This window comes from Lysinibacillus parviboronicapiens (assembly GCF_003049575.1).
Taxonomy (GTDB): Bacteria; Bacillota; Bacilli; order Bacillales_A; family Planococcaceae; genus Lysinibacillus; species Lysinibacillus parviboronicapiens.
In genome coordinates, this window is record NZ_PYWI01000008.1 from 1 (window position 1) to 18,679 (window position 18,679).

Annotated in this window: 20 protein-coding genes and 1 pseudogene; 13 read left to right on the plus strand and 8 right to left on the minus strand. The window is 39.3% G+C overall.

The annotated features are described in order from the left end of the window. The 4 genes from C9J35_RS08790 to C9J35_RS08805 all read left to right on the plus strand — a co-directional run. Positions 1-134: malate:quinone oxidoreductase (locus C9J35_RS08790; RefSeq protein ID WP_153062948.1), on the plus strand; the 134-nt coding region annotated here is incomplete at its 5' end. A gap of 358 nt (positions 135-492) precedes the next feature. Further along, positions 493-714 carry a DUF2829 domain-containing protein gene (locus C9J35_RS08795; protein ID WP_107924217.1) on the plus strand — a complete coding sequence of 74 codons (222 nt, stop codon included), beginning with the start codon at positions 493-495 and terminating at the stop codon, positions 712-714. 88 nt (positions 715-802) lie between these two features. Next, positions 803-1,558 carry a 3-oxoacyl-ACP reductase gene (locus tag C9J35_RS08800; RefSeq protein ID WP_054767528.1) on the plus strand — a complete coding sequence of 252 codons (756 nt, stop codon included), beginning with the start codon at positions 803-805 and terminating at the stop codon, positions 1,556-1,558. 152 nt (positions 1,559-1,710) lie between these two features. Then, positions 1,711-2,220: a QueT transporter family protein gene (locus C9J35_RS08805; RefSeq protein ID WP_327323175.1), complete on the plus strand. Its 510-nt coding sequence runs from the start codon at positions 1,711-1,713 to the stop codon at positions 2,218-2,220. Between the two features lie 291 nt (positions 2,221-2,511). On the opposite strand, the gene C9J35_RS08810 is transcribed toward C9J35_RS08805, so the two are convergent. Continuing rightward, positions 2,512-3,045: an ECF transporter S component gene (locus C9J35_RS08810; protein WP_107924218.1), complete on the minus strand. Its 534-nt coding sequence runs from the start codon at positions 3,043-3,045 to the stop codon at positions 2,512-2,514. Positions 3,046-3,429: 384 nt separating this feature from the next. Between C9J35_RS08810 and C9J35_RS08815 the strand changes: the two genes are divergently transcribed. The 4 genes from C9J35_RS08815 (at position 3,430) to C9J35_RS08830 (ending at position 7,102) form a co-directional block, all read left to right on the plus strand. Then, complete coding sequence (locus C9J35_RS08815) at positions 3,430-3,654, plus strand: transcriptional regulator SplA domain-containing protein (protein WP_107924219.1); 225 nt, start codon at positions 3,430-3,432, stop codon at positions 3,652-3,654. Positions 3,655-3,666: 12 nt separating this feature from the next. Beyond that, complete coding sequence (splB, locus tag C9J35_RS08820) at positions 3,667-4,695, plus strand: spore photoproduct lyase (protein WP_107924220.1); 1,029 nt, start codon at positions 3,667-3,669, stop codon at positions 4,693-4,695. Positions 4,696-4,808: 113 nt separating this feature from the next. Continuing rightward, positions 4,809-5,747, plus strand: a complete 939-nt coding sequence (locus tag C9J35_RS08825; protein WP_107924221.1) for an arginine deiminase family protein — start codon at positions 4,809-4,811, stop codon at positions 5,745-5,747. A 29-nt stretch (positions 5,748-5,776) separates the two neighbouring features. After that, positions 5,777-7,102 (plus strand): amino acid permease, encoded by a 1,326-nt coding sequence (locus tag C9J35_RS08830; RefSeq protein WP_107924222.1) that lies wholly within the window; start codon positions 5,777-5,779, stop codon positions 7,100-7,102. 9 nt (positions 7,103-7,111) lie between these two features. Here C9J35_RS08830 and C9J35_RS08835 read toward each other — a convergent pair whose 3' ends face one another. After that, entirely contained in the window at positions 7,112-7,876 is a 765-nt protein-coding gene (locus C9J35_RS08835; RefSeq protein WP_235616239.1) for a YqcI/YcgG family protein, read from the minus strand. A 278-nt stretch (positions 7,877-8,154) separates the two neighbouring features. Between C9J35_RS08835 and C9J35_RS08840 the strand changes: the two genes are divergently transcribed. The 3 genes from C9J35_RS08840 (at position 8,155) to C9J35_RS08850 (ending at position 10,097) form a co-directional block, all read left to right on the plus strand. Next, positions 8,155-9,015, plus strand: a complete 861-nt coding sequence (locus tag C9J35_RS08840) for a GNAT family N-acetyltransferase (protein ID WP_235616240.1) — start codon at positions 8,155-8,157, stop codon at positions 9,013-9,015. A gap of 219 nt (positions 9,016-9,234) precedes the next feature. After that, positions 9,235-9,606 carry a GNAT family N-acetyltransferase gene (locus tag C9J35_RS08845; protein WP_235616249.1) on the plus strand — a complete coding sequence of 124 codons (372 nt, stop codon included), beginning with the start codon at positions 9,235-9,237 and terminating at the stop codon, positions 9,604-9,606. 29 nt (positions 9,607-9,635) lie between these two features. Further along, complete coding sequence (locus C9J35_RS08850; RefSeq protein ID WP_235616241.1) at positions 9,636-10,097, plus strand: GrpB family protein; 462 nt, start codon at positions 9,636-9,638, stop codon at positions 10,095-10,097. Between the two features lie 587 nt (positions 10,098-10,684). Here the strand turns inward: C9J35_RS08850 and C9J35_RS08855 are convergent. Further along, the gene (locus tag C9J35_RS08855; RefSeq protein ID WP_107924224.1) at positions 10,685-11,122 is read right to left on the minus strand and encodes a MarR family winged helix-turn-helix transcriptional regulator; all 438 of its coding nucleotides are present in this window, start codon (positions 11,120-11,122) and stop codon (positions 10,685-10,687) included. 117 nt (positions 11,123-11,239) lie between these two features. Here C9J35_RS08855 and C9J35_RS08860 point away from each other — a divergent pair, with 117 nt between their 5' ends. Beyond that, positions 11,240-11,827 (plus strand): NAD(P)H-dependent oxidoreductase, encoded by a 588-nt coding sequence (locus C9J35_RS08860; RefSeq protein WP_107924324.1) that lies wholly within the window; start codon positions 11,240-11,242, stop codon positions 11,825-11,827. A gap of 57 nt (positions 11,828-11,884) precedes the next feature. Here the strand turns inward: C9J35_RS08860 and C9J35_RS08865 are convergent, their stop codons facing one another. From C9J35_RS08865 to C9J35_RS08880, 4 genes and pseudogenes are all read right to left on the minus strand, one after another. Beyond that, positions 11,885-12,946 (minus strand): sensor histidine kinase, encoded by a 1,062-nt coding sequence (locus tag C9J35_RS08865; RefSeq protein ID WP_107924225.1) that lies wholly within the window; start codon positions 12,944-12,946, stop codon positions 11,885-11,887. After that, on the minus strand, positions 12,943-13,620 hold the full coding sequence (locus C9J35_RS08870) for a response regulator transcription factor (protein WP_054767529.1): 678 nt from the start codon (positions 13,618-13,620) through the stop codon (positions 12,943-12,945). The genes C9J35_RS08865 and C9J35_RS08870 overlap by 4 nt, the downstream gene beginning before the upstream one ends. 20 nt (positions 13,621-13,640) lie before the next feature. After that, positions 13,641-15,388 (minus strand): annotated as a pseudogene (locus C9J35_RS08875) (ABC transporter ATP-binding protein). A 359-nt stretch (positions 15,389-15,747) separates the two neighbouring features. Continuing rightward, positions 15,748-16,041: a zinc-ribbon domain-containing protein gene (locus tag C9J35_RS08880; RefSeq protein WP_107924226.1), complete on the minus strand. Its 294-nt coding sequence runs from the start codon at positions 16,039-16,041 to the stop codon at positions 15,748-15,750. Positions 16,042-16,268: 227 nt separating this feature from the next. Here C9J35_RS08880 and C9J35_RS08885 point away from each other — a divergent pair, with 227 nt between their 5' ends. Further along, positions 16,269-16,520, plus strand: coding sequence for a P-loop NTPase family protein (locus tag C9J35_RS08885; RefSeq protein WP_153062949.1), 252 nt, complete (start codon positions 16,269-16,271; stop codon positions 16,518-16,520). 103 nt (positions 16,521-16,623) lie between these two features. Here the strand turns inward: C9J35_RS08885 and C9J35_RS08890 are convergent, their stop codons facing one another. Then, positions 16,624-18,492 (minus strand): multicopper oxidase family protein, encoded by a 1,869-nt coding sequence (locus tag C9J35_RS08890; RefSeq protein ID WP_107924227.1) that lies wholly within the window; start codon positions 18,490-18,492, stop codon positions 16,624-16,626. Positions 18,493-18,679: the final 187 nt, after the last annotated feature.

The window sequence follows — 18,679 nt, forward strand, 5'->3', positions numbered from 1 at the left end:
AACAAGTAAAAGAGTGGGAACCAAAACTAAAAGAAATGATTCCTTCTTATGGCATCAAATTAGTAGAAAACCCAGAGCTTCTAGAAGAAGTTCATACTTCTACAGCACAAGTGCTTGGTTTAAACAATAACTAATCAAATAAGAATAAAGAACCTTTCATCCTGTTTGGATGGAAGGTTCTTTTTTTCCATTGTTGGCAGAAGGGCTACGATGAAACGTAGCACACCTGAACAATCTGGTGAGGTACCCGAGCGTTGGATGCTATTACCTGAGCGAAAAGCAGGTCCACCCGAGCGGAGGATGTAGTCACCTGACGAAAGTTGCTACTACCCGAACGTTGACTGCCGCCACCCGAGCGTTAATATACGGGTAATTGTATTTCTACAGGATTTTTGGGAGTTTACAACACTGCAGTTGTAAACATGGCAAATATCCAGTATACTTTTTTCCGTATCGAAATCTTGCAATGACAGAGAAAAAGGATGAGTATAGATGACGTTTGAAGAGGTATTGCCACGTTTAAAGGCGGGCGAGAAAAGTATTCGTGAAGGCTGGGGCGGCGCTGAATTGTATGTGAAGCTTGTTGGGCAAAGCAAACATGATGGCGAGAATTTGAATCCCTATTTTTTAATTAATGTACGTGGTGAGGGCTATACAATGTTCACACCAACTGTTTGCGATTTGTTAGCGGAAGATTGGATAATTGTAGAATAGTAGGTAAAGAAGCCATCTCAATCGTTATTGGAGATGGCTTCTTTCTGTTACACAAGAAGAGTTGAGTATATAAATTAGGAGTGAAGTGATGAAGTTTGAAGAGTATATGGGCAAGACGGTATTTGTAACAGGTGCTGCCTCAGGTATTGGTCAGGCTCAAGCTATTGCCTTTTTAGAAAATGGGGCCAATGTATTCGGTTTTGATTTGGATGAGCAAGGGTTATTGAATCTGCGTCGACAATATCCTGAACGTTTTACTTATAGGGTGGGCAGTGTAAGCTGTAAGGACGATGTACAACAAGCATATGAAGCAGTGATAGCCACCTATAAGCACGTGGATATTTTGCTAAATACCGCAGGCTTGTTAGATGGCTTCGCAAAAACGCTTGATACAGATGAAATACTTTGGGATAAAATCATGAATACCAATGTAAAGGGTACTTATTTTGTGACGAATACAATATTACCCCATATGGTACAACGTAAAGCAGGTGTCATCGTAAATATGGCATCTATTGCAGGGCTTGTCGCTGGCGGTGGTGGTGCAGCGTATACCGCCTCCAAACATGCGATTGTTGGCTATACAAAACAGGTAGATTTAGATTATTGCCGTGAAGGAATTCGTGCCAATGCCATTGCACCTGGTGCCATTCAAACACCGATGAACAAGGCTGATTTTGAAGGGGATGGCGAAATGGCAAAATGGGTTGCCAATGAAACACCAGCAGGTCGCTGGGCACAACCAAGTGAAGTGGCGAGTTTAACACTCTATTTAGCTAGTCAGGCAGCTGATTATATGCATGGGGCCATCATACCGCTTGATGGTGGTTGGCTTACAAAATAAATTGTTCAATCATAAATTCTTCTGCTATAATACGCAAGTAAGCAAAATTTAGCTTGCACTACGACACTTCAGATAGGGCGAATAGGCTCTCTTCCTTTGGTCGTAGTTATGACTAAAATAGCAGATTAGCTATTTTACAAAGGAGAATAAAATTGAATACATCTATTTTAAAAGACTCATCCCGTATGTCTGTCAGTGAGCTCACTAAGACAGCATTGGTTGCAGCTCTGTATGTGGCTGTAACGGTTGTATTGTCAGTCATTAGTTTTGGGGCTGTTCAGCTACGTCTGTCGGAGATGTTCAACTATCTGGCATTGTACAACAAACGTTATGTAGTAGCAGTGACAATAGGCGTAATCTTGGCAAATTTCATGTCACCAACTTGGATATTGGATGTACCTATTGGTGGGATTGCGACATTTCTTGTATTAATGCTGTGCCGCAAAGTAACAAAAAATATCACAAATGATATATTGAAAATGGTTGTGACCGCATTGATTTTTGCGCTATCAATGTTTACCGTAGCAGGTCAATTAACATTGCTCTATGACCTTCCGTTTTGGGCAACTTGGTTTACGGTGGGGATTGGTGAGTTATTGTCAATGACTGTTGGTGGTGTGACTATTTATTTATTAAATAAAAAAATCGATTTATCGAAATAATATAAAGCACCTTCATTCATGCGAATGTGCTAGACAGTAGACAATCTCGACATGTTACGAGGTTGTCTACTGTTTTTTTCATTTGTTCTGTCAAATGCCGTGCAGTTTTTCAGCACGTATTTATGCCAGGGGTGTGAGTTAAATTTTACAATAAAAGTCTGCAAAAAATCCGCTTCCTGCCTGTGGCTGACGTTTGTACTTTCGTCACAAATTCTATGCCCAGGTGGCGCGGATTTTTTTTCATTAGACGGTTGATAATATTTGCGTGTGACTACAGCTGCAATTAAGTACTTATTTGAAAATAGAAACTTTTCTCAGTAAAACACAAACTGGAATGGCTACAAAGATGCCCAACGCATTTTGAATGAGGTCTCCAGGAATGGAGGCCATTGGCGCAAGCCAATTCGCATATAGAATCCCTTCACCTACGTAATAAATGGCTACCATAAATGGAATTGACATGATGGTAGCCAGTAGATTGAACGTAATACTGTTCCCTTTACGTCCGTTCGACCAAGCGATTTTTCCTACTATATATCCTTGCAAGCCACGAGCAATAAAGGTGATTGGCGCCCATAATGTCCAACCAGATATTAAGTCAAATAAGCCCATACCGATAGCACCCGCAAGTGCGCCCTTTTTAGGACCAAAAAGTATCGATGAGATAAAGAGCATGGCCGTGCCAAGATGAACCAACCCACCATTTGCTGTGATTGGTAGTTTGATATTTAAAGTGAGAGTTGCAACGAATACGAGTGCAATTAACATTGCGGATAGGATTAAATCAAAAGTGTTTGAGTGTGAATAAGTCGTTGTTTTTTGCATAGTCATAGACCTTTCTTATTTTTCTTTTTAATGGTATCAAGCAATAGTTGTAAGGAATTTCCTTTTCCGTAGAAACCTCTACTATGTACATCAAATCTGCATGCACTGCTAATCATAGCTAACGCTTGGCCTATTTAAAAGTATCAATTTATTGAAAAAAATAGAGGTCAGTTTGCTAGTGGAATCACGTAATATTCGTATTACATCTAGGGCTCTAATCTATGTAATAAACGATAATTGTGAAACCTCGTGCAAATGGAAGGATAAAGTGGCAATATCTAGCCACAGGTAACAATTTTAATAATTTATGTTTCTCCAAAAACACTACATAAATTTATGATTTTTTAGCCAAACTAACAGGAAAGATGCGGGGAAGGTGAAAAAATGCAACAACAGTATAATGCAGGGGATATTGTCTATATTTTTTATCGGAATCCACATATTCAAGATGTAGCGAATATACAGGAAGCAGCTGTCGTGAAAAATCCGGAAAATCCAAATGAATTAGCGCTTTTTCTGTTTGAAACGTACTATCCTCTAACGACTGATTTTGTAGTATTTGCAAGTGAAATGGATGCGGAACAGGCGTATCATCAGTATTTTCATTGATGGAGGGTATACATGAAAAAGCCATTTACACCTCAGCTTGTTTATTTTGAGCCGGATGCATTAGATTATCCGCTCGGACAAGCGCTGAAAGAGAAATTCGAGGACATGGGTGTGGAAATTCGCTATACGACTTCTCATAATCAGGTACGCAATCTGCCGGGTGATAATGATTTGCAAAAGTATCGCATTGCTAAGTCCACACTGGTTGTTGGCATTCGAAAAACGTTGAAATTCGATACCTCCAAACCTTCAGCGGAATATGCCATTCCTTTTGCGACAGGGTGTATGGGGCATTGTCATTATTGTTATTTGCAGACAACGATGGGGAGTAAGCCGTATATCCGCACATATGTCAATGTCGATGAAATTCTGCAAGCGGCTGACCATTATATGGCAGAGCGAGCACCTGAAATTACACGATTTGAAGCATCTTGTACGTCTGATATTGTAGGAATAGATCACTTAACCCATACATTAAAAAGGGCGATTGAACATTTTGGCCAACGTGAGTTGGGTCAATTACGCTTCGTGACGAAATTTCATCATGTCGATCATTTGTTAGATGCCAAGCATAATGGTAAGACCCGATTTCGTTTTAGTGTCAATGCCGATTATGTCATTAAAAATTTTGAGCCGGGCACTTCACCGTTAGACAAGCGAATTGAGGCGGCGGGCAAAGTGGCGAGGGCTGGTTATCCACTTGGTTTTATCGTAGCGCCGATTTATCTTCATGAAGGTTGGGAACAAGGCTATTATCATATGTTTGAGCGGCTGGATGCAGAATTACCTCAAGATGCACGACAGGATATTACTTTTGAATTTATTCAACATCGATTTACGAAGCCTGCTAAAAGGGTGATTGAAAAAAATTACCCGATGACCAAGCTAGAATTGGATGAGACAGTACGAAGGTATAAGTGGGGCAAATATGGGATTGGCAAATATATTTATCAAAAAGAGGAAGAACAAGATATCAAAGAGCATCTGTACGGCTATATGCAAAAATTTTTTCCTCATGCGAAATTAGAATATTTTACTTGAGGGCACATCATCTTTTTGATGTGCTTTTTTGCGACTTCTTGCAACAAGCTCCGTATAATCCTTTTGGCGATGGTAAGCCTAAATAGAAGACGTGAAAAAGGGGAGAATTCACTATGTACTCATTTCAACCGAATTGTTGGTCAGAACACGAGGAACTTGAGGTTGTAATGCTTTGTGCACCCTCTAAATGGGATGTGCCAGATTTAAAAACGGCTGAGAATGTGCAATGGAGCGCAGCTGTTCATCATGCCAGAGCCTTGGAAAATTTTCTAGCATTTAAAGATGTCTTAGAAAATGCAGGGGTTACAGTTATTGATTATGCGCAGGAGCTACCAGTACAGGCACAACAATTAAGTGAACAGCTCCTTAATCGATATTTTGTGCGTGATCTTGCCTGTGTCTTTGGCAAGGTGATATTACCTGGAGCTGCGGGCATTTCGATGAGACGCCCGGAATATGTACAAGCCCATGAACTCCTCGAAAAATGGTTCCCTAAAAGCTATAGACACATCAAAGACCCGCGAACAGCATTGGAGTTTGGGGATGTTCTGATTCTCAATAAAGACGCTGTGCTTATTAATATTGGCGTACGCACAACAATAGAAGGTGTGGAGTGTGTAAAGGAGGATATCTTTAAGGCAGGCTTTTCTGAAATCGCAATTATTGACTTACCTCGGCAATCGGATACCCTTCATTTGGATATGAACTGTAATGTGGCACATAAGGACTTAGTAATGGCTAAGAGCTTTATGCGTTATTTCCCTGTACATGTATTAACGCCACAATCAACGCGTTTTGACATGACAGCCACTTTTCTAAAACGCCACGGCTTTGACATCTATTGGCTCGATAAATATAATACGATTCCTGATATTAACTTTCTAAACCTGAATCCAGAAACATTGTTAATTAGTAAGAAGGCTACGAAACAACCATTTAAAAATCATCCTCTATTACAAAAGAAGAACATCATCGAAATGGATGTGACAGAACTTGAAAAAGGCGGCGGGGGTATTCGCTGTATGACATTGCCGTTAGTGCGGAAAAAGTAATTCATTTTACAGGCATCGGAGTGATTCGAATGACATCGAAAACAAGCAAAGGTCGTATGTCATGGTGGCAACTTTCCCTTCTCGGAGTGGGCTGTACATTAGGGACAGGCTTTTTTCTTGGGACGAGTATGGCTATTGAGAAAAGTGGTCCAGCGGTGTTAATTTCTTTTTTAGTAGCGGCAATAGGTACCTATTTCGTTTATGATGCACTAGTAATGATGTCTGTTGACAATCCAGAGAAGGGCTCATTCCGTACCTATGCCAAACAGGCCTTTGGCAAGTGGGCTGGTTTTAGCAATGGATGGGTCTATTTGATGTCAGAAATGCTGATAATGGGTAGCCAGTTAATGGCATTAGGAATCTTTACACGATTTTGGTTTCCATCACTGCCATTATGGATTGCGACGTCCATTTATGCGGTGCTTGGTTTGTTGGTCATTCTTACGGGGATGAAGGGTTTCGAAAATTTCCAACATATCTTTGGCGTGCTGAAAACCGCTGCCATTGTTATGTTCATTGTTGTAGCCATCATGCTTGTGTTTAAAGGTCTCAATGGGGAAGCAAGACACATGGATGCTTTTATAGAAAACTATCGGAGTTTTTTTTCTGAAGGAGTGACAGGCATATGGCTAGGCCTATTGTATGCATTTTATGCATTTGGTGGTATTGAAGTAATGGGTTTATTAGTCATTGATTTAAAAGATCCAAAGCAAGCACCTAAAGCTGGAAAAGTAATGATTGTCGTACTTACCACAATTTATGTCATGGCCATTGCCTTGGCACTTATGCTTGTTCCTTGGGGAGATTTTCATGTCGATAAAAGTCCCTTTATTTCTGCGCTTGAAAATTTTCACATCCCATATGTAACGGATATTATTAATGGCATTCTAATTATTGCAGGTTTCTCCACTATGGTTGCGTCCTTGTATGCTGTCTTGACGATCATAACGACTCTTGCAGAAGATCGAGATGCTCCAGCTTGTCTAGCGAAAAAAGGCAAGATGAACGTGCCGTTGCCTGCATTGCTCTTTTTGGCAAGTGGTTTGATCATCACGATTGTAATTGGGTTTTTAATACCGGAAAAGATATTTGAGTATTTGATTACAGCTGCGGGCTTGATGTTAATTTATAATTGGCTCTTTATTTTAGTGACGTATGCAAAGCTTATGGATTTAACGACAGCGCAACACGTGAAAAATGGCATAGGTATGGTATTGATTGTGTTCACTGTATCTGGCACGTTAGGTGAGAAAACAAGCAGACTCGGCTTTTATGTGAGCCTGCTGTTTATAGTCCTAATCGTTATTGCGACACTATTGATGATGAAAAAATGGCGTAAGCATCAGCGTATATGATGACAGCTGTTACTCTTGTGGTGGAAACTTGAGATTCTGATACATCTTGAAAAATGGACATGTAGCTGGACTACGGTCATCATCACTGATAAAATACTGTTTCCATTCGTGGTTGTCCGCTTGCCCATACCATTTTAAATCGGGATGACCTGGAATGGCATCATAGGCATCAATGCGCTTACGAATCAATTTTTTTAAATTGCGACCAAAGACAGTCGTGTCGTTCATGTCCGCAAATACCCAGCGGGGTTGAAATGCCATAAACAGTGTTGGAAAATAACGACTTCTTCGCAATTGATGTGCTGGTGTAGCGCAGAATACAAAATAAGGCTCCCCATCAAAACAAAATTCCCATTGATAATTGGACGGGTCTGACGGAATATCTACTGGCCAATCCACATCATCATATGTCGTTAAATTGTTTAAAACTGACCAAAATAATTGCCGATAATCCTCTACCTCATAGTCGTTAAGCAACTCTTCAGGCGTTTCAAAAAATACCGCCAATGAAGTATATTCCCCCGAGGTTCGAGCACATGAATTGTACGCCTTTAGGCATGCTGCTAGTTCTTTTGCGGAATGAACCTCGCGTGGATCGCCAACAAAACCATATCGCAGTTCATTCGAAAAATAGCCCTTTCTGGCTGGGATACAAGGGAACGTATTGGCGTCATCTGCAACCATGGCAGAGAAGGCTTTATAAGCGGTCTGTTGCCATAACGGAAGCGTTTCTACATGTTTGTCTAGCCAGTGCTTTTCTAAAACTGCATCCACTTGAGTCTCCTCCTTCTCTACATCCTTAGACTATTAATGAAGCACTAATTGGGTGACGACTCACACGTAATTATTTGAAATAAATACATATGCTTTTGCTTGTTTAACGAACGATTCAGCGATGTTAAAATAAAACTAAGATGGTATTAAATGATTATTTATCTATTACTTATCGTATCATGAACAGTGTTGTAGAAGAAATAACAGAAGTTTGAAAATTTAGGTTAATTTGTGGTTTTAAAAAATAATTGGCGAGATTTTCTGAGGAGTGACAGGAATTGCAGCAATCAATTGTTAAGGTAACAAATCGTATGATCAGCATCATGTCAAACGCAGAAAATGAAGCGGAACTGTCAACATACAAAGTGTTACAGCCGGTTCATTTTCTGATTGCTTGTTTAGCAGAAAAAGGTGGAGCACTTGGAGAAATATCATGGAAGAGCACCTTAGAGGTAGCTTCTTTGAGGGTTTTGGCAGAGGAGCTGTGTACGGATTTAAATCAACATACCGCAACAAGTGAATTTTTCTCTGTTCCAGTAACGGAAGATGTGTTAACCGTCTTGGAAGTGGCTTTTCAATATATGAAAAAATATAAGCAAGTCTACATGAATGAAGGGCACTTACTCAAAGCATTATTGACGACTCACACGCTTGACCATTTTGTTTCAGATGAAGATAAGAAAATATTATTAAGCCTTGGGACGGCCTCCCGAGATATGATTGCTTACCTTGACCAATATCAATTTCCTCAAGTGCATTCGAACTTCATTCGTAAAGTTAATGTACACGATGCAAACGACCTTCTTCATTTTGTGGAACATCAATTTTCAAAACAATGGTCAGAAACGATTAGAAGTGCATTTTTGCTAGATGAACCTTCTATCTATATAGCATTTGATAGTAAAGATGAAATAGTAGGGTTTGCCGCTTTTGATGTATATAAAAATAGAAAAGGCTATTTCGGTCCGATGGGCGTCTCACACTCTAATAGAGTGAAAGGAATCGGCTATTCTTTGCTGCATCATTGTTTAAAAGATATGCATGATATCGGCTATGAATATGCCATTATTGGAGGAGCAGGTCCGCTAGAATTTTATGAAAGAGCGTGTAAGGCAGTTGTTATTCCTACAGCATATTGAAGATTGATAAAGTGAAACTTCAATCAGTGGGGGTTTGCTTCATCCTCCACTGATGGTTCGTTGTTGATCCAATCGAGCTTTTACAGTCAGTCCATCGCCCGGCTAGTTGACTCGTTCTCATCTTTCTACTTGAGGTGGGCGTCTTACTGACCGTTAATTTTGGAAAAAGGTGATGATTGTTGATGATGAAAAAAGTTAATTCCTCGGTCCATAAGCAACCTGCTATCTCTTGCGACCTCACATCATAAAGTTGAGCAAGAATATGAAAAATATGTAACTTCATCAAATCGAACATTATATAGTTTTGACATTGCAGGAGAGATAGTGGGATGTATCGGGATTGAACAAATAAGTTTAATTGCGTGCGAAATTAAACACATTGCAGTATTTGCCAATCGAAGAGGATATGGTATTGGCAGCAAAATGATACATTCTATTTCTGATAAATATTCACTGATTTCTGCAGAGACGGATCATGATGCCATAGCATTCTATCGAAACTACGGTTTTACGATAACGAGTCTAGGAGAGAAGTATCCAGGTGTAGAACGATTTCTATGTGAATATAAAAAACCAATAATTATTACCTAGGAGGGTTGAGAATTTGAGAAAGACTGAAATTGTTCCTTGGACAAAAAATTGGGAAGAATCCTACAATCAAGAAGGCGAAAATACTAAAAGAGATATTTCACAATGAATTGCTTGAGATAGGTAGTACAGCAGTTCAATGCATTGGGTACGCAAAACCAATAATAGATATATTAATCGTAGTAAAAAAAATTGAAAATGTGGATGTATACGCTGATAAAATGCAATCAATAGGGTATGTCGCAAGAGCGCAATACGGAATAGCTGGTAGAAGATACTTCCCTAAAGGCCTAGATAAAAGGACGCTTCATGTACATATTTATCAACAGGGGCATGAGAATATTGAAAAGCATCTAAACTTTAAAGCATACTTATTCAATAACCCTGACATAGCAAAAGAATACGGTAATTTAAAAATTAAACTTGCCAATCAGTATCCGGAAGATACACATCTCTATCAGAAGGGCAAAGAAGATTTATTCGGGATTATATAGGAAAAAACCACGAGCATGCTTCCTTTGATTTTGATGTGCACCAAGTTGAGTATTATTTTCTGTGCAACCTAATTGATGACAGGGACCACACCAAAATACCAACAAATCCAGATAGCCATCAGGTTGGGGTAGAATGGTTACCTATTCATGATTTACTGCAATATCGGATCTATCCTAAAGAACTAAGAAAGTGCATAATACAGCATATTAATAATCAAAAGTCTCCGATTTATTTAGGCGATGTAAATTAAGAAGCTGTTTTGTCATCAAGGCATCTGACCGTAAAAGTATTGTGAATTCGATACGATAGATCTGGATGTTTTGTATTGAGTGATATGTACGTAGTCAGTGAATTGGAACGGAAGGGGCAACGCTTCCGAATCCTATTGGCTACGAAAGCGTGAGTGGAACGTAGCGGGAAGAGCGGGACAGTTGAGTCCTGGACTAGCAAAATGATGAGAGCGGCTTGGTTCCGCCCGCAGTGAACATCAATGGTCTTATTCAACGATAACATAAAAGAATCCACTTTGATTTTTCAAAATGGATTCTTTTAATTTTTTTTAACGATAATTTTGAGGCATTGTGGTCTATTTTTGACGATTGAATAGCTTACTTTGTAGCACATTTAAAGCATGTTGAATTTCTGCTAAATCTTCCTCTGTGACATTTTGCATGAGCTGTTGAAAACGTACTTCAACACAGGCAAAAGCCTCATTCATCATATGTTCTCCATCCTTCGAAAGACAAATAGATTGTTTTCTGCGGTCCTCGGTATCAGTAATTTTTTCGATTAGATTTTTTTCTTGGAGTTTTTTGAGTTCACGGCTTGTATTAGGTAATGACATATGTTGGCAATCACTAATTTCAGTAGGTGTGACAGGCTGGCTCACTTTTATATATTCCAGAATTTTATATTGAACAGGCGTAACGGTGTCGATGTTAACGTTTTGTGTTAAGTCATGTGTTACCTCATGTACGGCTGTTGTAAACGTGACAAATTGATTGAATAATGCACTCTTGTCCATAGAACTCACCTCTATTGACAAGATAACAAATAACTTATCGTAAAACAATTATCATTTGACAACTAAATAAAAGGAGGGTATTATTTAGTTATCAAATGATAAGTAATGGAGGCTATTATGAAAACATTAATTATTTACACGTATCCTAATCATAAAAGTTTAAACTTTGCCTTTTTGCAGGAGGTTATGAAAGGTTGTAACGAAAATCCGTACATAAGTGAATTACAAGTCTTGGATTTGTACGAAGAAAACTTTGATCCGATTTTACAATTTAATGAACATAAGCGTCGTCGTGATATGTATCGAGATCCTAAGCTAGCAAAATATAGAGACCAACTTACGTGGGCTGACAAAATTGTCTTTGTGTATCCAATATGGTGGGGAAGACCGCCAGCGATGCTGCTTGGCTATATAGATCAATTATTTGCGGCCAATTTTGCTTACAGAGATAAAAAAGGACTACTACCGGAGGGGCTGCTAAAAGGAAAATCAGTCGTTTGTATATCGACGATGAAGGGCCCTACAAAATATCCACTGTTATGGCTAAATAATGCCCATAAAGTTTTGATGAGAAAGGCTTTATTTAATTTCGTAGGGATTAAGAAAGTGAAGTTCTTTGAATTTGGCAATATGGAGAGTAAAAAGGGAGGGCAACACAAAAAATTAGAAAAAATCTATCAGTATTTTAGCAAAGTAGCTTCCTAGTAAGTGATGACAAAAGCAGACGATGCAACAAGGATGTCGCAACGTCTGCTTTCATGTTCATTTTATACCTTCAAGGGGCAGTGTAATAGTAAATGTTGTATGTTCGGCAAGCTTACTTTGAACCGTGATGTTACCGTGATGCATATCGAGTATTTTTTTTACAATGGATAATCCGAGGCCGCTGCCGCCATTTGTAGCAACCCGCGATTGATCTGCTTTATAAAAACGTTCAAAAATATGCTTTTGTTGTTCTTCAGTCAGTCCGATGCCGTTATCAGTAATGACAACGGTCACTGTATCGAGTTGTGAAGTCATCGTAAGCCTAATGTTGCCAGCATGCGGTGTAAATTTAATGCTATTGCTGAGTAAATTCATCCAAACTTGATTCATTAAATCTTCATCCGCGATAAACGAAAGGTGCTTCAATTGAATATCCATGTCAATATTTTTCTCTAACCAATTAGGTTCAAGCGATAATACAACATTCCGTAATTGCTTATCTAGCCGATAAAGCTTCGGTTCGAACGGGTGGTGCTGAGATTCTAAGGAAGTCAGCTTTAGTAAATTATCACTAATTTTCGATAACCGATGACTTTCCATCTCGATGATTTCTAAATAGTGATGCCGTTTGTCCTCCGATAAGTCAATGTTTTTCAAAGCCTTGGCAAAGCCGTTAATAGAGGTGAGGGGTGATTGAATTTCATGCGAAACATTTGAGATAAATTCTTGCCGCATGCGCTCTAATTCACCCAATTCCACCGCCATATTGTTAATACCACTAATGAGTTGACCAAAATGATCATTATCCTCATCTGATTTGAGATCTAATTGAACACTAAAATCGCCTTTAGCAATGCGCCCAATCGCATCGACAATGGTGTCCCAATAGTTACGTTGTTTTTTTAAACCTAGTAAAAAAATGATGGCGGCTGAGCAGGCGAACAGCACAAATACAGCGATGACTGTATTGAATTGTTGCCAAAATCCATAGGGATGTTTCCCTAACCAACTATAAATCCAAGAAGTGATATGAAAGGCAATAAACGCAAATATTATATTTGCCACCAAAAAGACAGTTAGTACCATGAGTAGTCTGAGGACAAATTTCCCATTTTTCATGCGTGCAATTCCAATCGATAACCTAGACCTCGAATCGTTCGTATAGTGAACCCGCTGTTTTCTTCTGGAAACCGTTCACGCAGTCTTTTAATGTGAACATCCACGGTCCGTTCATCACCTTCATAGTCGTAGCCCCAAATTTCTTCTATTAACTGTTCACGCGAGAATGTTTTCCCCGTGTAACTTGCTAATGTAAATAAAAGCTCGAATTCCTTTAAGCGTAGTGTAATATGCTCGCCATCATACACGAGTTCGTACGTATTACGATTCATTTTAACGTTGCCAATTTCCACAGTTTGCGATAAGGAAATATGATAGCGCTTTAGAATGGATTTTACGCGAACGATTAACTCAGCTGGCTCAAATGGCTTCACAAGATAATCGTCTGTGCCAAGGTTAAAACCTTTCACCTTCTGGGCGGTTTCTCCTTTTGCCGTTAGCATCAGGATGGGTAAGTCATGATGATACTGTCGTATTTCCTTACATAATTCCCAACCGTCCATGTTCGGCATCATAATATCCATGATGACCATATCCACTTTTTCTGTATTAAGTTTGGACAGTGCATCTACACCGTCCATTGCTTCAACAACCTCTAAGCCTTCATTTTGTAAAAATACTTTGACTAATTCCCTAATGTGATTATCATCATCCACAACTAATAGTTTTGTCATGATAACAAATCCTTTCAACTTTACTCTTTAATACGTAATTGCTGTTTGGCAAACTCTCTGTACATATCGTGTGTTTTAAATAACGTTTCATGGGTGCCACTACCAGTAATATGGCCTTTCTCAACAAATAGTATTTGATCGGCATCCACTACAGTAGAGAGGCGGTGCGCAATAACAACTGTTGTTCTGCCTTGCATTAAATTATCCAACGCTTTTTGAACATAAATTTCTGATTTACTATCAAGACTTGAGGTTGCTTCATCTAACATTAAAATTTGTGGATCACGCAATAATGCGCGTGCGATGGCAATGCGTTGTCGTTGTCCACCAGAAAGCTTTATGCCGCGTTCGCCGACTTCTGTCTCGAATTTATCGGGCAGTTCATTAATAAAGTGATCAGCATAAGCCATTTTTGTCACTTTGTGCAGTTCCTCATCTGGCACTTCTCTGCCGATACCATAGCAAATATTATCGCGAATGGTTCCGGATATCAGCGCACTTTCCTGCGCAACGTAGCCAATTAGGCTTCTCCAAGAATGGAGGGAGAATGTTTCAATCGGTGTATCTCCGAGTGTAATGATGCCTTTAGTAGGGCGATAGTATCGTTCTAGTAAAGAGAATGTCGTCGTTTTTCCTCCGCCACTTGGTCCAACAATAGCTGTCACTTTACCTGGTTCAATGGAGAAATTGATAGCAGATAATATGGCTTCCTCACCATATGCAAAGTCTACATTTTTTACATGAATCGGGTCCTTTACGGTATCTAATTGTTGACCTACATAAATATCTTCTTCTTCGTGTTCAAGTAAGGCGCTGATGCGTTCTGTGGCACCCATCGCTTTTTGCAATTGTGTGAAGAACATTGTTAATTGCGTCATTGGTATGATGATTTGAATTAAATATAAAATAAACGCTACCATGTCGCCAGCTGTGAGCTCACCAGAAGAAACACGCACACCACCATAGCCGATGATCGCAACGAGTACAGACATCAGCACAAAGGAAATTAACGGTGAAATAAGTGCATGGATTTTTGCTTCTTTTAAGCCAAAGTTAAATAAATTGGTAATGCCTTTTTTACCACGTTGATATTCAATGGTTTCGGCATTAGATGCCTTCACTAAACGTGTTTCCGGTAAAACTTGATTTAAGACCGCTGTAAATTTCGCCGTTTCGTCTTGCATCCCTTTTGAAATCACAAACATGCGTTTTCCTAATAACATTAAAATAATCATTGCTACCGGCACAGCAATTAGCATGACTACTGTCATTTTCCAATCTAAGAATAATAGAATGATGACGGAACCAATAATGGAAATAACGCCTGTTAAACAGTTCGCAAGATGTTCAGTAATAAGATCCTTAACCACTGCTGTATCATTTGTGACGCGACTTACGTCTCCCCTGTATCATGATTATCATAGTAAGGGATAGGTAAGTGCAGTAGTTTTCTCCATAATTGATCTCTCAATTTTGCTACAACTTGATGACCAACACGGTTTAAAAAATAGATTGAAAGCCCACTCGCGATGGCCTGGGCGATAAAGGCAACACCTAATAAAATGATTTGCCAATAATCAAGGGATTCCAATGAAAAGCCATCCACCAGTTTTTTTGTAAATAATGGCACGATAAAGCCCACGCCGGTCGTCGCTAAGCTCATACATAAGGCAACGATTAAAAGCAGTGTTGGGGGTTCTGCTTGTTTTATAAGTCGTATAAAACGTCGCCAATCTGTCGATTTAGCTTCCTTTTTTATTGCTTTCATTGTTCAAAATCCTCCTCAATTTTCGTAAAGAAATGTTTAGTACTGCTATGTCATTACTATAACACTAGTTTATGAACTGAATATGAAATGAAAAAGGAAAAAGCCACTCGCTTTCCGTGGGGGCAGCTAGCTCGGTCCTCCACAGGAATCTCACAACTTTTCCCTCTCGATACGCAAATCAGGGGTATGTGGTGCAATTATGGTGAAAAACTTACAGAGAAATAGACTAACTCGCATTTGAACAAAAAATCAAAAGGTTTCGGGAATGTCCAGCATTCCCGAAACCTTTTGTCTTCAATCTGAGGCAAAACTAAATAATAATTTTTGCCTTTCATGTTGTAACTAATTGATACTAATTGTTAATAGCCATCATCAAGTAAAAATCCTAGTACGCCAAAGCCTACTATTAAGACTATGTATAAAGCAATCGCGATCAGCGCCCATACTAAAGCTGATTTCGCCGCTTTAGGCTTATTGTCCTTCCATAAAAAATACATAATAAACCCTATAAGTGGGGTACAACAAACGGAAAGGATGTTAATCGTAACATTGGCTTCGTCAACTTCTGGTTGTGTTTTATGTACACGAACACCACATTTTGGACAAATTTCTGCTTGTACTGCAATTTCCTCACCACAGTGTGGACAAAACATAATTATTCCTCCTAAAGATAATTAAAAAAACTGCCATTTTCCTACTAGTTTTCCCTCGTAGTGCTTTTTCCCGACTAAATAAGCATCAATTATTATTAGTAAACCAACGATAACGAGTTCAATTCCAAATGGCCATTTACTAATAAACCTAAATATTTTTGATAACATCCTTTTATTAGCTTATTTAGCAAAAACCATGAGTAGTCATCGGCAAATGAGCCACTGAATTGATGATGAGTGTTGCGGAATTATTTCTTCATGGCATCAGGCGGCAAATTACTAGAATCACCATTTGCCGAGTTCTTATTAACAACCCTGTGATTCTCTTTGGCGATGAACTAACCGGTGCTTTAAATACAAAAGCAACAATTGACATGATGAATATTTTAACAGATATCAATCAGTTAGGAACGACCATTATGCTGGTGACACAGCCTGCAAAGTTGCTGCTAAAACAGAGGGTAGCCTTATGGCATTAAGCACATCAAAAAACCACCTTTATATAGTAGTAGTGAAAGTATCCTACACTAAATATAGGTGGTTGTTATTTGTTTGTAATGAAAAAAATCGTATTTTCTGTTATTAACGTCGTCTTCTGCGCCTTCTATTGGGCCTCGGACGAGGACGGAGCCTGTTGGACGGGAGCATCGGTTGGGTTAGAGGACGAACCTGATCATCTTCTTGAGCATCCGTATCTTGCACGTCATCTTCATGTAGGACATCATCGTCTTGCATTGCAGAATGCTCTTCAGCAGAGTGTTGTGTTTGTTTGGTTGAGGACGCGATGTTGTGCGTATTATTTAATAGTGGGGTTGTTTGCTGGGGGGTGTTTGTGACAGTAGTCGTGCTTTGATGTTGTTCCGAAGTATGCTGTGTTTCGGCATGGGGCTGTTGAACAGGGTGAACATCTTTCATGACAAGTATTGGACGCATCATATCATGGTCCTCGTGTTCAAGGAAATGGCAATGCCACATGTAATGCCCGATATGATCTTTCCAATGCATAATAATTTTTGTTACTTTGCCTGCGTCAGCTTTTACGGTATCTTTCCAACCTTGTTCATAGTCATGAGGCTCTTCAGGAGGTCCTGTAAATTCAAGCTTGCCTTCGCTTTGGTATAGTTCAACATCAAAGGGCCGTCGTTCTAGAATTTTAAATTGAATGAGATGGATATGAATAGGATGGATAAAGGGCGTGGTATTAATAAAATTCCATACTTCAATAGTGTCTCGTGCTGGCTTTTCAGTAGCAGGGTCATGGTACATGCGATTATTTAGTAATAACATTGGCCTGCCAAAATCATCTGTAGTAGCGCTAAGTGGCAGGTTACGCTCGATATGCGCATGATGCGGATGCAAATCCATCGATACAGCCAGCCTCTCGGGTATATCACTGGTATCCTCACATTGCAGTGGGAGATTAACATTAAATTTCATAATCATACTTGTATGCTCATCTATAAAATCTGTATCAGTATTGAGTAATGTAATTTCCTGTCTTGCACAATCTGTAAAATCTATGACGACATCTGTGCGCTCTGTAGGTAATAACTCGACAAACTGAATTTCACGAGGGGCTGTTAAAAAGCCACCATCCGTACCGAGTTGAATCATTGACTGTTCATTTGAAAGGCTGATGACAAAGCCTCTTCTATTGGCACCATTAAGTATACGAAATCTGTATTTCCGAGGCTCGACATTTAAGTAAGGCCAGACCTTACCATTGACAACAATTGTATTACCGACAAATCCTGGTGTAATCGAAGGGTCTACGGGAACAGGGAATGTTGGCGCGTCGGGATAAAACAGAGAGCCGTCTTGATTAAACGTTTTATCTTGGATTAATAGCGGGAATTCATAATCCCCACAAGGTAAGTTGGAGCGTTCTTCTAGTGTATCTCGAAGCAAGTAAAAACCAGCAAGCCCTGCATACACATTTAATCGCGTTAATGCCATCGCATGGTCATGATACCACATCGTTGTTCCGGGTTGATGATTGGTATATTCATGTATTTCTTTCGTAAATTTGGGTCCTGTGTGAATAAAATCTTTCGTGTACCAAGCTTCTGGATGTCCATCACTTTCCCAATCTACATTTGCCCCATGTAAATGAGTAACAGTTCTTACCTCCTGTGAATCATTAGCGGCATGAAGGGTGACATCTACTGGTAAAAAATGTTTGTTCGGTAGTTGGTTTTTATATTTAACATAGATGGTTTTGTCTTTTGAAGCCTCGATGGTTGGCCCAGGATAGAGTCCGTTATATCCCCATATGGTTGACAGTGGAAAACGCTTATGGAAACGATGCTCGGCTGCCATCATCTGTAATTCATAATACTCTCTCCTTGGTTGGCCACTACAGTATTTTGGTTTCGCAATCGCTGGCTTCGGTAGCTCATCTACAAATTTAGGAATAGAAGCTGGATCAGAAGGATTCACTTTTTTATACAAGTCATCACGTCCCTTATTTTTTTACATAGATAAATACACAATCCATTACATCATATGGGTGAAAATAATAAGAAACTAGGACAAAAATGGAAGTAATTGTGCTAATATATAAAAAAATATCGAAGTGCAAAAATTCTTATAATGGATTGGGAACTATTTGTCGAGAGGGAACGTTTCTTTCGTACTA